General features: G+C 40.8%; 13 protein-coding genes. 6 read left to right on the forward strand and 7 right to left on the reverse strand.

Features of this window, described 5'->3' with window-relative positions:
• Positions 1–176: 176 nt before the first annotated feature.
• A complete protein-coding gene (gene mscL, locus Q0465_RS03560) occupies positions 177–605 on the reverse strand; it encodes a large-conductance mechanosensitive channel protein MscL (RefSeq protein ID WP_298612890.1) in 429 nt (142 codons plus the stop codon).
• A 10-nt stretch (positions 606–615) separates the two neighbouring features.
• Positions 616–1,659, reverse strand: a complete 1,044-nt coding sequence (locus tag Q0465_RS03565) for an efflux RND transporter periplasmic adaptor subunit (protein ID WP_298612893.1) — start codon at positions 1,657–1,659, stop codon at positions 616–618.
• 218 nt (positions 1,660–1,877) lie between these two features.
• Here Q0465_RS03565 and Q0465_RS03570 point away from each other — a divergent pair, with 218 nt between their 5' ends.
• On the forward strand, positions 1,878–2,651 hold the full coding sequence (locus Q0465_RS03570) for an acyl-ACP thioesterase domain-containing protein (RefSeq protein WP_298612895.1): 774 nt from the start codon (positions 1,878–1,880) through the stop codon (positions 2,649–2,651).
• A gap of 59 nt (positions 2,652–2,710) precedes the next feature.
• Here Q0465_RS03570 and Q0465_RS03575 read toward each other — a convergent pair whose 3' ends face one another.
• The 3 genes from Q0465_RS03575 to Q0465_RS03585 are packed head-to-tail and all read right to left on the reverse strand — an operon-like array spanning position 2,711 to position 5,211.
• Positions 2,711–3,661, reverse strand: coding sequence for a glycosyltransferase family 2 protein (locus Q0465_RS03575; protein WP_298612898.1), 951 nt, complete (start codon positions 3,659–3,661; stop codon positions 2,711–2,713).
• Positions 3,662–3,707: 46 nt separating this feature from the next.
• On the reverse strand, positions 3,708–4,235 hold the full coding sequence (locus Q0465_RS03580; protein ID WP_298612901.1) for a DUF4199 domain-containing protein: 528 nt from the start codon (positions 4,233–4,235) through the stop codon (positions 3,708–3,710).
• Positions 4,236–4,263: 28 nt separating this feature from the next.
• Positions 4,264–5,211, reverse strand: coding sequence for a glucosaminidase domain-containing protein (locus Q0465_RS03585; protein ID WP_298612903.1), 948 nt, complete (start codon positions 5,209–5,211; stop codon positions 4,264–4,266).
• A 122-nt stretch (positions 5,212–5,333) separates the two neighbouring features.
• Here Q0465_RS03585 and Q0465_RS03590 point away from each other — a divergent pair, with 122 nt between their 5' ends.
• Positions 5,334–5,795: a cytidine deaminase gene (locus tag Q0465_RS03590; RefSeq protein WP_298612906.1), complete on the forward strand. Its 462-nt coding sequence runs from the start codon at positions 5,334–5,336 to the stop codon at positions 5,793–5,795.
• 51 nt (positions 5,796–5,846) lie between these two features.
• Here the strand turns inward: Q0465_RS03590 and recR are convergent, their stop codons facing one another.
• Entirely contained in the window at positions 5,847–6,461 is a 615-nt protein-coding gene (recR, locus tag Q0465_RS03595; RefSeq protein ID WP_298612908.1) for a recombination mediator RecR, read from the reverse strand.
• A gap of 14 nt (positions 6,462–6,475) precedes the next feature.
• Positions 6,476–8,218: a single-stranded-DNA-specific exonuclease RecJ gene (recJ, locus tag Q0465_RS03600; protein WP_298612910.1), complete on the reverse strand. Its 1,743-nt coding sequence runs from the start codon at positions 8,216–8,218 to the stop codon at positions 6,476–6,478.
• Between the two features lie 218 nt (positions 8,219–8,436).
• On the opposite strand from recJ, the gene lysS reads away from it, so the two are divergent.
• From lysS to Q0465_RS03620, 4 genes are all read left to right on the forward strand, one after another.
• Positions 8,437–10,161, forward strand: a complete 1,725-nt coding sequence (lysS, locus tag Q0465_RS03605; RefSeq protein ID WP_298612913.1) for a lysine--tRNA ligase — start codon at positions 8,437–8,439, stop codon at positions 10,159–10,161.
• Positions 10,162–10,232: 71 nt separating this feature from the next.
• Entirely contained in the window at positions 10,233–11,234 is a 1,002-nt protein-coding gene (locus tag Q0465_RS03610; protein WP_298612915.1) for an NAD(P)H-dependent glycerol-3-phosphate dehydrogenase, read from the forward strand.
• Between the two features lie 41 nt (positions 11,235–11,275).
• Positions 11,276–12,223 (forward strand): nucleoside recognition domain-containing protein, encoded by a 948-nt coding sequence (locus Q0465_RS03615; RefSeq protein WP_298612918.1) that lies wholly within the window; start codon positions 11,276–11,278, stop codon positions 12,221–12,223.
• 122 nt (positions 12,224–12,345) lie between these two features.
• The gene (locus Q0465_RS03620; RefSeq protein ID WP_298612921.1) at positions 12,346–13,524 is read left to right on the forward strand and encodes a hypothetical protein; all 1,179 of its coding nucleotides are present in this window, start codon (positions 12,346–12,348) and stop codon (positions 13,522–13,524) included.
• Positions 13,525–13,608: the final 84 nt, after the last annotated feature.

The raw sequence follows: 13,608 nt of genomic DNA on the forward strand, positions 1-13,608 counted from the left end.
TAGCCTTTCAGGATCGGAAAGGAGGTACAGTTGACTGCCTGTCACCGGCGCTTCCCGGATAAATGAATTGTAGCAGCTGATACATACTCAGCAATCTGCATTCCGTTTAACCGGGAGGCGTTAATTTTTGCGGCAGGAGGTATTTGTTTTTGTTTTCCCCGGAAAAAATAAGAAGGTTATTGATTTTTTTTCTCTTTTAAAATATCCCGGATTTCTGTAAGCAGAGTTTCTTCTTTCGTTGGAGCCGGAGGAGCAGGAGGGGGAGGAGGAACTTGTTTTTTACGGAGGCTGTTCATTCCTTTAATGACCAGAAAAATAGAGAATGCTATAATGAGGAAATCCAGACTGGTTTGAATGAAATTTCCGTAATTGATATTGACTGCTTCAATAACTTTTCCTGTAGGATCTACTTCTGCGGGTTTCAGGTGTATGACGAGGTTTTTGAAGTTTACCCCTCCGATTAAGAGCCCGATAGGTGGCATGATGATGTCGCTTACCAGAGACGATACGATTTTGCCGAAAGCTCCGCCGATGATAATGCCGACGGCCATATCGACCACATTGCCTTTCATGGCAAAAGCTTTAAATTCCTTTAAAAAACTCATAATTCCGGTTTTATTGATTCGTATTTGAATTTTGTATACTCACTTTCTGTCCGTCTTTTAAGTCGGATACACCTGCGGTGACGATGATATCATTTTGGTAAAGTCCTTTTTTGATCAGCGCTTTATCTTCGAAAAACAAAACTTTTACGGGATGACGTTGCACAGTCATCTGTTCCGGATTGACTAACCAGATGTAATACCGGTTATTTTCGAAAAGTAAAGCACTCGCAGGGATGATAAAATTATCGGAGATTGTATTTTCTATTTTGAGCAGAACTTTTGCAGAAAAACCGGGATAAACTTCTTTCCGGAAAGGGTCGAAGTCCGGATCATTAATTCTCAGTGTTACAGGTATACCGGAACCATCTGAAGAATAAATATATTCCTTGATTTCAGCCCGGAACCAATGTTCCGGATAAGTATCAAATTGTACGTAAATGGTTTTCGGAATTTGCATAAGTGAAATGGCGGTTTCCGGTAAAATAAACCGGATGTTGAGTTTATCGGGATTTACTAGCCGGACAATGGGTTCTCCTATTTGTACTTCCTGAAAGTTTTCCACATATTTTTTTTCAATCAGTCCTTTGAAAGGCGCCAGAAGCCGGGTATATCCCAAAGTACGTTTGGCAATATTGAGGGCGGAAGTTGCCCGGATATAATCGGCCTGTGCAATCTCCAGATTCTGAACAGCTGTTGCATTCTGCTGTAAGAGGCGATCGGTACGTTCGTATATGGATTTTGCCGTTTCGTAATTGGATGCTGCCGTTTGATAGTTAAGTTGGTAGTCTATCGGGTCGATACGGGCAATGAGATCGTTTTTCGGTATAATCTGACCTTCTTCTACCTGAAGGGAGGTGAGTGTTCCGGCAACTTTGAACGCGAGAATACTGAATTCTTCCGCTTCTACCGTACCTGTATAGGTCCTGTCTATGGTGCTGAGTGAACCGACTTTTACGACTTTTACCGGCCGGGGAGAAGAAAAGGATTCACTACTTTTTTCTTTTGTACAGGCAGCTAACAGATACAACAATACCAAGATATAGATATTTTGCATTTATAACGGTTTTTACTGTTTGTACGGAAATATCCCTTCTATTTGTTACATTATCTTAATTTCTTTTAGGAAAGAAGGACTCCGGAAAGAGGGAAACTTGCCGGTTTATTTTAAAGGGCAGAAGGAAGAGAAAAATTCAGCCGCAGGAATTTAACTTTTTACTTCGGAAGATGGAAGTCTGCTGAAATATCCTTATTTTTACCTGAAAATAAGGAAAGATGGTAATTACCAAATATTCGGAAAAAATTAAGATATATAACCATTATACTAATTATAAGGGACGGTTGTTTATTAAGACATTATGTGATTTATTTAATGATGTAGCCGAAGGCCAAACCAAGCTTCTGGGAGTAGATGTAGATACCCTGAATAAAGCGGGTTTAACCTGGATGTTGCATCGCCTGCATATAGAAATTCACAAAATGCCTCATCACGATGAGGAAGTGGTGCTGGAAACCTGGCCTTCGGGAATCGACCGTTTATTTGCTTTGAGAGATTACCGGATGTTGAGGGAAAACGGAGAAGAAATTGTCAGGGCCACTTCCGAGTGGATGACTGTCGATTTAAACAGGAGACGACCCATACGTCAATCAGCAAAGGTTGTGGAAATGAGTACTTCCCATCAGATTGAAAAACTGCCTCTTACACATTTGATGAATGAAAAGGAGAAGGGAACGGATTTTCAGGAATACCGTCAGTTTACAGCAACTTTTGATAATATCGATTTTAACGGGCATGTGACCCAAGCTTCCTATATGAGATGGATTACGAATTCCTTGCCTTTTGATTTTCTTAAAAATCATATATTGACGGAAGTAGAAATCGTGTATGAACACGAAATTATGCCGGATAGTCTTATAAATTCCTATTACCACCTATTCTCCGAAGGGGATCGCGTAATTGTTTACCACCAGGTAAAAGATCTATCCGGTGAACGGGTGCATTGTACCGCAGAGACCATCTGGACCGTACATACGGATAAAAAAGCATAGGATTGTTTGAACGTTTAAGCGCTTAAACGTTTGAACATTTAAACATTTACCCCTTCCATTCAGATTTCTTTGTCAATTTGGTATACATTCCGGTCGACTGCAGACCGGGAAACCAGCTCAGCTACAAACCCGGCCAAAAATAATTGAGTGCCGAGTATCATACAGGTTAAAGCTATGTAAAAATAAGGACTGTCTGTAATCAGAGAAGCACGGATGCCTTTGACGAGATACATGTATTTTTCTATTCCGATCCAGGCGATAGAACAAAAGCCGATCAGAAATAAAAAAGTACCTAAAGCTCCGAAAAGATGCATGGGTTTTTTGGCAAACCGGGTAATAAAAGAAATGGATAATAAATCCAGAAAACCGTTAATAAAGCGGTTCAGACCTCCGAATTTTGTTTTACCATATTTGCGGGCCCGGTGCTGTACTACTTTTTCTCCGATTTTGGTAAATCCGGCCTGTTTGGCTAAAATCGGTATATACCGGTGCATTTCTCCGTATACTTCTATACTTTTCACGACTTTGTTTTTATAAGCTTTAAGTCCGCAATTAAAGTCATGTAATTTCAGTCCGGAGAATTTGCGGGCTGTAGCATTGTATATTTTGGTCGGGATTGTTTTGGAGAGCGGGTCGTATCTCTTCTTTTTCCATCCCGATACCATATCGTAATCCTCTTTTTCTATCATTTGAAAAAGAGCGGGTATTTCGTCCGGGCTATCTTGCATATCGGCATCCATAGTGATGACAACCTCTCCTTGCGCTACCTGAAAGCCACAGTGTAAAGCTGCTGATTTTCCATAATTGCGTCTGAATTTTATGCCGCGTATAGCAGAATTACGGGCGGATAAATTTTCTACACATTTCCAGGAGTGATCCGTACTTCCGTCGTCTACCATAATAATCTCGTAGCTAAATTGATTTTCTTTCATTACCTTTTCAATCCATGCTGTCAGTTCGGCCAGGGATTCTTCTTCGTTATAGAGCGGGATAATTATGGAAATATTCATAGAGATTCGATTTACAAGTTTAAATTACTGTTTGAACGTCGAAAAACTAACTTTCTGCCGGGTTTCTTTTTTTCAAAAAAGCAGCTATAATCAATGTATAAATGATTCCCATCAATGTTTTGGATATAAATTCGGAAAATCCCATGGAAACAGGTGTTGTAAAAGCATTCAGCATTTGCGTCATATTGTCCGCCAAAGGAGAATTCGGATAAAGTTCTTTAAATACCGTTTCTACGGTAGATAAGTAATTCTTCAGGGTTTCCGGATGAGCAGAGTAAATAAAAAAAGTATAAACCGCGTATACAAAAGCAGTGGCCACAGATAAAAAACTGCCTGTTTTTAAAGCTTTTCCATAGGAAATGTACCCTTGTAATTCAGGGCTTTCCCGGTATCTGCGGATCTGAATAAAAAGTCCGATGATGTACAGGAAAGTGAGTGTCCTGTCCAGAGCCGGATTAGCATAAATATTCCCGTTATACCGGAAGTACATATAGGAAGCTATAATAAAAGATCCTCCCATAAGGAGCCCGAAAGGCGTATTGAATGACAGAAATGTATTTGTTCTATTTCCCATTTTTTACTGTTAGTACGTATCCAAAATATTAAATTCCAGCTTTGCTTCTCAGGTAAATCTTTTCTCCTTCAATAAGGGGGACATTGCTGTCCATATAATTGAATTTAACCAGACTTTTAAGTTTTACTCCGTACATCTGGGATATCAAATATAAAGTATCTTCTGTTTTTACACGGTGAAATTCATATCCTTTGGCTGCTTTATTTTTTTTCTTTTTTAAATATACATATTGTCCGATCGTCAGGGACGGGTCTTTTTTATCGTTGTACTGCAATAGCTTCCGGAGTTTTATACCGTAATACGTTGCAATATTTTCGAAAGAATCCCCTTCCCGGATTTCAATACAAATGAGGCCATTCCGCATTTCTTCCCGTTTCCGGTAATTGACGGATGTGGGTTTCGTTGCAGAGGGAGAAAGCGGGGGCTTTTTCCCGGAAGCAGTTACGGTTTCCGGTTGAGTGAGCGGACGTTCTACAGGATGATCGTATTTATAAAGTTCTTCTTCTTCGATAATTTTGATAAGCATATCCGCATACTGGGGATTTGTCGCGTATCCGGCTGCTTTTAATCCTTTTGCCCAGGCTCTGTAATTGGTGGACGGAATTTTAAAAAGGCCGGCATAACGGGGGCGGTTGACTAAAAATTCACTGTGATCAATCCAGGATTGTTCCGGATTTTTATATTTTCGGAAACATTCGTCGGCTGAATCGTCGTCCATGTGGAAGGTCGGACCTACCCATTCGTGGCATTTTATTCCGAAATAATTGTTCGCATTGACGGAAAGATCCGATTGTCCGCAGCCGGACTCCAGAATACCCTGAGCCAGTTTTATACTGGCAGGAATACCGGTTCTTTCCATTTCTTTAATGGCAATGTGTTTATATTTTCGGATAAATTCTTTTCTGGACTGGCTAAAAACAGTTAGGCTTAAACTGCTTAACAATAAGATTAAAAATATTTTAGTAAGCTTCTTCATATTCCCGTAATGCAAAAGGATCAGAAAATAATAAAAAAAGTTCTTTTTATATTCTGCTTTTAATAAACTTTTACGAACTTTACAAATCCTGTACGACGACGTAAAAGTAATAAAAATAAGCAATGGATAAAAGAGAAGTTAAGATTGATTATACTGTTTATAAAAATTCTTATCCTTCAGAATATGAATTGTTGTGTCGAATGGCGGTAGAGGTTTTACCCGATGCCTATAGTATTTATTCTGGTTTTTCAGTGGGAGCTGCTGTCTTGTTGGAAAATGGGGAGATATTGACCGGAACGAATCAGGAAAACGCTGCTTATCCCAGCGGAATGTGTGCAGAAAGGACTGTATTGTATTATGCCGGGGCCCGTTATCCGGGTATAGGGATAAAGGCTTTGGCTGTAGCAGGAGCCAGCGGAGGACAACAGACAGGAGAGTTTGTCCCTCCTTGCGGGGCATGCAGGCAGGTAATGATGGAAATGATCAGGCGTCATGGGGATTTCGATGTCATACTGGTCGGTAAACAGGAATCAATCTGCCTGAAGGCCAGCGATTTGATGCCTTTTGCTTTTACTTTGTTATAAGGAATGTATTTGCTGTGTTCAGCTTCGTCCTGACAGGTATTCAAGTCTGAATCAGTTGCCTGTAAAAGATACCCGGTGGAGGATCGACCGTCCAAGCGTCAGTTCGTCGGTATATTCCAGGTCGTTACCGACAGATATACCTTTGGCGATCGTTGTAATAGAAAGAGCTTCTTTGTTTTTGAGTTTTTTATAAATGTAATAACCGGTAGTATCCCCCTCTATCGTAGCACTGAGGGCAAAGATTATTTCTTTTACTTCCGGTTTGCCGGCTCTTTCAAGTAAGCTGTTGATATGCAGATCTGCCGGGCCTATACCTTCCATAGGGGATATAATGCCGCCCAATACATGATAGAGACCGTAGTATTGGGAGGTGGCTTCTATGGCCATAATATCTTTGATGCTTTCCACTACACAGATTAAAGAGTTGTCCCGTTTGGAATCGCTGCATATTTCACAGAGATTGTTGTCGGAAATATTGTGACATTGCGGACATTCCCGGAGGTTCGTTTTCAAATCCTCCAGGCTCTGAAGGAAAGTGTGAACTTCTTCGGGCTTTTTTTTCAGCATAAAAAGTACATATTTCAGGGCCGTTTTTCTGCCTACTCCCGGTAATAAAGCAAACTGTTCTACTGCTTTTTCTAACAATTTCGAAGATAAACTTTGCATATCTCTCTTTAGGGTCAGGATTCTTCTGTTTTTTCCGGATTATGGAATTTAATGTCTTTCAGCATCATCTGTATATCGACTTTTCCCATAAATTCGTTTTCCTGAAGTGAATAACAAATGTTAAAATATTGACCGGAATTTACTTCTTCGTATAAATATCCCATTCCGAAACCAATACCGCTGCGGTCGTTGCAGATACGGGTATCATCCACTACAACGAGTTTTAAATGTTCATTGTTTCTTCCGACCCTGCGGGTACCAATAAAATTGGTTACATTTTCGGTCATAAAAACCGGGATGGTATTATTCGGTCCGAAAGGAGCGAATTTCTGAAGCATATTGTAGAGTTCAGGGGTAATATCGGAGAGTTTGATTTTCGCATCAATATTAATTTGAGGCGTTAACATATCTTCATTGATCGTTTCCTGTACTATTTGCTCAAACTTCTTTTTGAAAGGTTCTATATTTTCAATTTTCAGGGTCAGGCCCGCAGCATATTTATGGCCCCCGTAATTTTCCAGTAGTTCACTGCATTGAGAAATGGCATAATAGAGGTCGAATCCTTCAACGGAGCGGGCTGAACCGGTCGCCATACCATTGGATTCGGTCAGCACAATAGTAGGACGGTAAAAGGACTCGGTCAAACGGGAAGCTACAATTCCGATGACGCCTTTATGCCATTTGGGGTTGAAAAGAACAGTCGTTTTCCGGGAAGGTTCTATTTCAGAGTGGGTAATGTGAGCGATGGCTTCTTCTGTAATGTCGTGATCCAGTTTTTTCCGGCGGTCGTTGAAAATATTGATATCAGACGCGATACCATTGGCAGAGAACCGCTCATCGGATACCAATAAGTCAACCGCTCTGTTTCCCGATTCGACCCGTCCGGCAGCATTGATCCGGGGACCGATCCGGAATACAATATCGTTTATTGTAATTTCTTTGTCAATACCGGAGACCTCAATGATGGTTTTAAGTCCTAAACTGGGTTTTTCATTTAGCTGCTGAAGCCCGTAGTGAGCCAGGATCCGGTTTTCCCCGGTAATCGGCACAATGTCACTGGCAATGCTGACACATAAAAGGTCCAGCAATTTATAAAGTTCCGACATCGGCAGATTGTGTTTTATACTGTGGGCCTGCACCAGTTTGAAACTTACCCCGCAACCACTGAGCCATTTATAAGGATAATTACAATCTTTCCGCTGAGGGTCCAGTACGGCAATTGCTTCCGGCAAGGAATCTCCCGGTGTATGGTGGTCGCAGATGATGATATCAACGCCTTTTTCTTTAGCATACCGGACTTTTTCCACTGCTTTCACTCCGCAGTCTGTCACTAAAATGAGGGAAAAGTCATTTTCCGCGGCATAATCTATGCCTTTTACAGATACGCCATAACCTTCCGTATATCGATCCGGGATATAGTATTCGAGATTCGAATGATTACACTTGTTTTTGAGATATTTATAAAGTAAAGCTACAGCAGTGGTACCGTCTACATCGTAATCTCCGTATATTAAGATTTTTTCCTCTTGGGCGATCGCCTTGTCCAAACGATCTACAGCCTTATCCATATCTTTCATTAAGAACGGATCGTAAAGCATGCTGAGGGAAGGGTAGAAAAAGGCCTGTGCTTTTTCTGCTGTGTCTATATCCCTTTGCAGCAGAAGGTTTGCAATAACGGGGGGACAATTTAATTTATGTGCTAGTTCTGATATTTTATTTTCCTCCGGGGGAGTGTTTATAACCCATCTTTTTTTCATTATACTTTTTTCCAATTCTGATACAAAGAAGCGGAAATTCCTTGTTATTTCAAAACTAAAAAAGTATAATTTTTCAACAGTTTAAACATAAAAAAGGTATGCAGTTACAAATCAAACGAATAGATAGTTTTCTCTTTATTTTTTTATTATCTTTGCAGTCCCGGAAAGGAATGTGGAAATTAATGTACTGATAATAAATTATTTAAATTATAATAAAAATGGGTTTTTCTGAATTAAGTGAACAGGAAATCATCCGCCGTAACTCTTTGGCGGAATTGGCGAAATTGGGAATAGAGGCATATCCCGCTGCAGAATTTAAGGTAACAGGCCGGGCAGCAGAGATAAAGGAAAATTTTGACGATGCCGGACCGAAACGGGAGGTTGTTATTGCCGGAAGAATGATGAGTCGCCGGATTATGGGTAAAGCCTCATTTTTTGAATTGCAGGATTCTACAGGAAAAATTCAGGTGTATGTCAGCCGGGATGATATCTCAACGGACGAAAACGCTACAGCTTATAATACTTTGTTTAAAAAGTTGATGGATATTGGGGATTTGGTTGGTGTAGAGGGGTATGTTTTCCGTACGCAAACCGGAGAAATTTCTGTACATGCCCGGAAGTTGGTTATGTTGTCGAAGTCTTTGCGTCCTTTACCTATTGTAAAGGAAAAAGACGGAAAAGTTTTCGATGCTTTTACGGATCCGGAGTTACGTTACCGGCAACGGTATTTGGACCTGATCGTGAATCCTCAGGTAAAAGAAGTGTTTGTAAAGAGAACCCGTATGATCAATGCGATTCGGGAATTTTTTAACAGTCAGGGGTATCTGGAAGTAGAAACGCCGGTTTTACAGGCTATTCCGGGAGGGGCTTCTGCCCGTCCTTTTATTACGCATCACAATGCTTTGGATATTCCTTTGTATTTGAGAATTGCAAATGAGTTGTATCTGAAAAGGTTGATTGTAGGCGGGTTTGAAGGCGTATATGAGTTTTCACGTAATTTCCGGAATGAAGGAATGGACAGGACACATAATCCGGAGTTTACTTGTATGGAAATATACGTGGCTTATAAAGATTATCTCTGGATGATGAATTTTACGGAAGAGATGATCGCCCGTGCAGCTATGGCTGTAAATGGTACCCTGAAAACCCGGATCGGGGATCAGGAAATCGATTTTACTCCTCCCTTCCGCCGGATCCGGATGACGGACGCCATTCTGGAATATACAGGTTATAATATTGAAAAAATGAGCGAAGAAGAGCTCTATGATGCTTGCGTAGAAATGGGGATAGCTGTGGATAAAACGATGGGAAAAGGCAAACTGATCGATGAAATTTTTGGCGAAAAATGTGAAGGACACTATATTCAGCCTACCTTTATTTATGACTATCCGAAGGAAATGTCCCCTCTGACAAAGAAACACAGAAGCCATCCGGATCTGACGGAACGGTTTGAGTTGTTTGTCAACGGGAAAGAAGTTGCAAATGCCTATTCCGAGCTCAATGATCCCATCGATCAGCTGGACCGTTTTCAGCAGCAGATGAAATTGCAGGAAAGGGGAGATGACGAGGCCATGTATATTGATTACGATTTTGTACGGGCGCTGGAATATGGTATGCCTCCGACTTCAGGTATGGGAATAGGTATCGACCGTTTGTGTATGTTCCTTACCGATAGCCCTTCTATTCAGGATGTGTTGTTTTTCCCTCAGATGAAACCCGAAAAGAAGATAGCGGTAGACGGAGAAGATAAATTCGGAGAGGCAGGAGTCCCCAAAGAATGGATAGAAGTGGTGAAAAAAGCGGGAATATTGACCGTTGAAGCCCTGAAAGCAGTAGAGAATCCCAATAAACTGCATCAGCAGCTTTGCGGAATCAACAAAAAGGAAAAACTGGGATTGACAGCGCCTTCCCAGGAGGATGTAAAAAGGTGGACAGGGAAATAACTTTGAGATTTCAGATGTATGTTTTACGATTAAAGTCGTAAATTGCAGATCGTAAATATAAACCTATTATCATGGAACTACCAGAAAAACCCAGATTAGGTATTGTCGGAGGAGGAAGTTGGGCTACGGCTATAGCCAAAATATTGACGGAAACAAATGACCATATCAATTGGTTTATGCGGAATTTCGATACCATCAAAGCTTTCCGGGCTTTAAGTCATAATCCGCGTTATCTTTGTGAGGTCGAATTTGATCTCTCTAAAATCACCTTTACCGATGATATAAATAAACTGATCGGCATGTGTGATGTCATCATTTTTGCCATCCCCAGTGCTTTCTTGAAAAATGTGACAGCAAATATAACTGTTCCGTTAAAGAAGAAAGTTGTCGTTTCGGCTATCAAAGGATTAATACCCGATGATAATATGATTATCGGGGAATTTTTTAATCATTATTTCGGTGTACCTTTGGAGCAAATTGTGATTATTTCCGGTCCTTGCCATGCTGAAGAAATTGCATTAGAGCGTTTGTCTTACCTGACTTTTGCCAGCAATGACCTGAAAATTGCCCGTCAAGTCGCCCAGACTTTCGATTGCCATTATGTGAAGACCAGTATTTTGGATGATATTTACGGGACGGAATATTCTGCGGTGTTGAAAAATGTGATTGCCATTGCGGCCGGGATTTGTCACGGACTGAGATATGGAGATAATTTTCAGGCGGTCCTGATCTCCAATGCAATACAGGAAATCGAACGTTTTGTAGCGGCAGTTCATCCCATACACCGGGATATAAAAAGTTCCGCTTATCTTGGGGATTTGCTGGTAACTGCTTATTCTCAATTCAGCCGGAACCGGACTTTTGGAACGATGATAGGGAAAGGGTATTCCGTAAAATCAGCACAGATGGAAATGCTCATGATTGCTGAGGGGTACTTTGCCGTAAAGGGAATCAAAGAAATCAACGAACATTACAATGTACACATGCCGATTACCAATGCAGTGTATAATATCTTATATGAACGGATCAGTCCTACTATGGAAATCCGTCTGCTGACGGAAGAATTGAGGTAGAGAACTGAAGAATTGGGGTGTTTAACATAAATTGACGACTTTTGATTAAAGAACGTGTTTTCGGTTGTATAAAAAAAGCCTTACCGGTAGCTTTGAAAACTTCTTGCTGGTTTCTCAAGATTATGCTGCCGGTATCCTTTTTTGTCATGCTTTTATCTTATTTTAATATTTTACCTTATCTGTCTTCTTTTGCGTCCCCTTTGTTTACCTGTCTGGGATTACCCGGAGATGCAGCTCTGGTATTTGTGACCAGTATTTTTACTAATATTTATACTGTTATTGCGTTGATTACGACCCTGGATTTTACCGTGAGGGAAGGGGTGATACTGGCAATGATGTGTCTGATTTCCCACGGTTTTATTATCGAAACGCTGGTACAACAAAAAACCGGATCTACCGCTTTACGTATGATTGGAGTCCGCTTGGCAGGAAGTTTTGTGGCCGCCTTCTTTTTAAACGGGATATTGCCCGTCATGCCGGAGGCCCTTTCTCAGACAGAAGTGGTGGAAGCGGGGTTTTCTGCAACCTTTTTTCATTGGCTGGAAAACAGCTTGTGGCTGTGTGTAAAAATATTCGGGATTATCGTTTCGTTGATGATTGTTCAACGTTTACTGGAAGAATTCGGGGTGTTAAAGTGGCTTTCCCACTTATTTGCTCCGCTTATGAATTTATTTGGTTTGACGGCTTCTGCTTCATTTTTATGGATATTGGGAAATACAGTGGGGCTGGCTTATGGTTCGGCTATTATGATGGATTATGCCAAATTAGGAAAACTGGAAAGAAGAGAAGCCGATTTATTAAATCATCATCTGGCTGTTTCCCATTCTGAGGTGGAGGATCCTTTGTTGTTTATGATGATTGGTTTGCCTGTATGGTGGTTGATTCTGCCCCGCTTGGTTCTGGCCATTCTGGTCGTATGGGAAAGAAAATTGGAATGGCGTTTAAAGTATCTCTACGACAGGAGGCATTCAAAAGTGGTGAGCTGGTGAGGGAAGTGTGGTTTTGGTAAATAACCGGTCACCGTTAATTATTCGTTTCGGGATCGTAATAAACTTTATTAAAAGAGGTTACGGGAACAGGAAATAAGTCGGTGGGCTTAGTAAATTAAATTATGTATACAATTACAGAAGTTAAAACGGAAAAACAGGAGGGGGAGTTTTTACACTTACCTGTAAAACTTTATCGAAATAATGCGTATTGGATACGTCCTTTGGATAATGATATCCGCAATGTATTTGATCCGGAGAAAAATCCCTGTTTCAAAAACGGAGAATGCAGCCGTTGGGTATTGTATAATGAAGCAGGGCATAGTGTCGGGCGGGTAGCTGCCTTTATCAACGGAAAAACCTGCCGGCTGGACAAATATGCTGTGGGACAAATGGGCTTTTTCGAATGTATAGACGATAAGAAAGCTGCTTTTATGCTTTTCGATAAATGCCGGGAATGGCTGGAAAACAAAGGGATGGAAGCGATGGAAGGCCCTGTGAATTTTGGTGAACGGATGGAATGGTGGGGATTGTTGGTGGACGGATTTGATCAGTTTCCGAACTATGCCATGCCCTATACGCATTCTTATTATGTGAAGTTTTTTGAAGAATACGGTTTCCGGGATTATTTCAAGCAGTTTACGTACCGCAACCGTTTGGTAATGGAAAGTTTAGCTCCTGTTGTGGTATGGAAAGCCGACCGTCTGCTGAAAAATCCGGATTACACTGTTTCTACTTACCGGGAAATCGGAAAACAAAAAGCGATTGACTCTTTACTGGAAGTATATAATAAAGCTTGGAATTTGGAAGTGCATGGAGTAGACGGCATTACCCGGGAACAGGTGGAAGCTATTTATAAGAGTTTGCAACCTGTCATTGATAAAGATCTGATTTATTTTGCTTATTTCAAAGGAAATCCCATTGGTTTTTACCTGATGTTTCCGGAGATGAATCAGGTGATCAGGCATTTAAACGGAAAGCTGAATTTTATCGGAATACTGAAATTTTTGTATTACCGTCACATAAAGAAAGTGAATGTTGCTTTAGGCCAGCTTTTCGGAGTCGTTCCCGAATTTCAGGGAAAAGGGGTCGAAGCAGCTTTAATCAAACGTTTTTGTGAAACAATTGTAGAGAGAAACAGTTGTTATAAATTTTTAGAGATGAACTGGGTGGGGGACTTTAATCCACAGATGATGCATTTAATGGACTATCTGAGTGCCAAAGCCGTGAAAACCCATATTACTTATCGTAAATTATTCCGGGACGATATTCCTTTTGTCCGTTCTGTTGATAAAGAGAAATAGGGCAGTCCGTTGAAGGAAACAGAAGATTATTTCTTCAGGAGAAAATAAAACACTTCGCTGATAAAGGAACTCCGGATTTGTTTA

This window comes from uncultured Odoribacter sp. (assembly GCF_937966165.1).
Taxonomy (GTDB): Bacteria; Bacteroidota; Bacteroidia; order Bacteroidales; family Marinifilaceae; genus Culturomica.

Excerpts from the sequence above, each read along its gene's own strand:
- Q0465_RS03590 (WP_298612906.1), top strand. The coding sequence starts at position 5,334 with ATGGATAAAAGAGAAGTTAAGATTGATTATACTGTTTATAAAAATTCT.
- recR (WP_298612908.1), bottom strand. The coding sequence starts at position 6,461 with ATGCAAAGTTTATCTTCGAAATTGTTAGAAAAAGCAGTAGAACAGTTT.
- Q0465_RS03585 (WP_298612903.1), bottom strand. The coding sequence starts at position 5,211 with ATGAAGAAGCTTACTAAAATATTTTTAATCTTATTGTTAAGCAGTTTA.
- Q0465_RS03565 (WP_298612893.1), bottom strand. The coding sequence starts at position 1,659 with ATGCAAAATATCTATATCTTGGTATTGTTGTATCTGTTAGCTGCCTGT.
- recJ (WP_298612910.1), bottom strand. The coding sequence starts at position 8,218 with ATGAAAAAAAGATGGGTTATAAACACTCCCCCGGAGGAAAATAAAATA.
- Q0465_RS03620 (WP_298612921.1), top strand. The coding sequence starts at position 12,346 with ATGTATACAATTACAGAAGTTAAAACGGAAAAACAGGAGGGGGAGTTT.
- lysS (WP_298612913.1), top strand. The coding sequence starts at position 8,437 with ATGGGTTTTTCTGAATTAAGTGAACAGGAAATCATCCGCCGTAACTCT.
- Q0465_RS03610 (WP_298612915.1), top strand. The coding sequence starts at position 10,233 with ATGGAACTACCAGAAAAACCCAGATTAGGTATTGTCGGAGGAGGAAGT.
- mscL (WP_298612890.1), bottom strand. The coding sequence starts at position 605 with ATGAGTTTTTTAAAGGAATTTAAAGCTTTTGCCATGAAAGGCAATGTG.
- Q0465_RS03575 (WP_298612898.1), bottom strand. The coding sequence starts at position 3,661 with ATGAATATTTCCATAATTATCCCGCTCTATAACGAAGAAGAATCCCTG.
- Q0465_RS03570 (WP_298612895.1), top strand. The coding sequence starts at position 1,878 with ATGGTAATTACCAAATATTCGGAAAAAATTAAGATATATAACCATTAT.
- Q0465_RS03580 (WP_298612901.1), bottom strand. The coding sequence starts at position 4,235 with ATGGGAAATAGAACAAATACATTTCTGTCATTCAATACGCCTTTCGGG.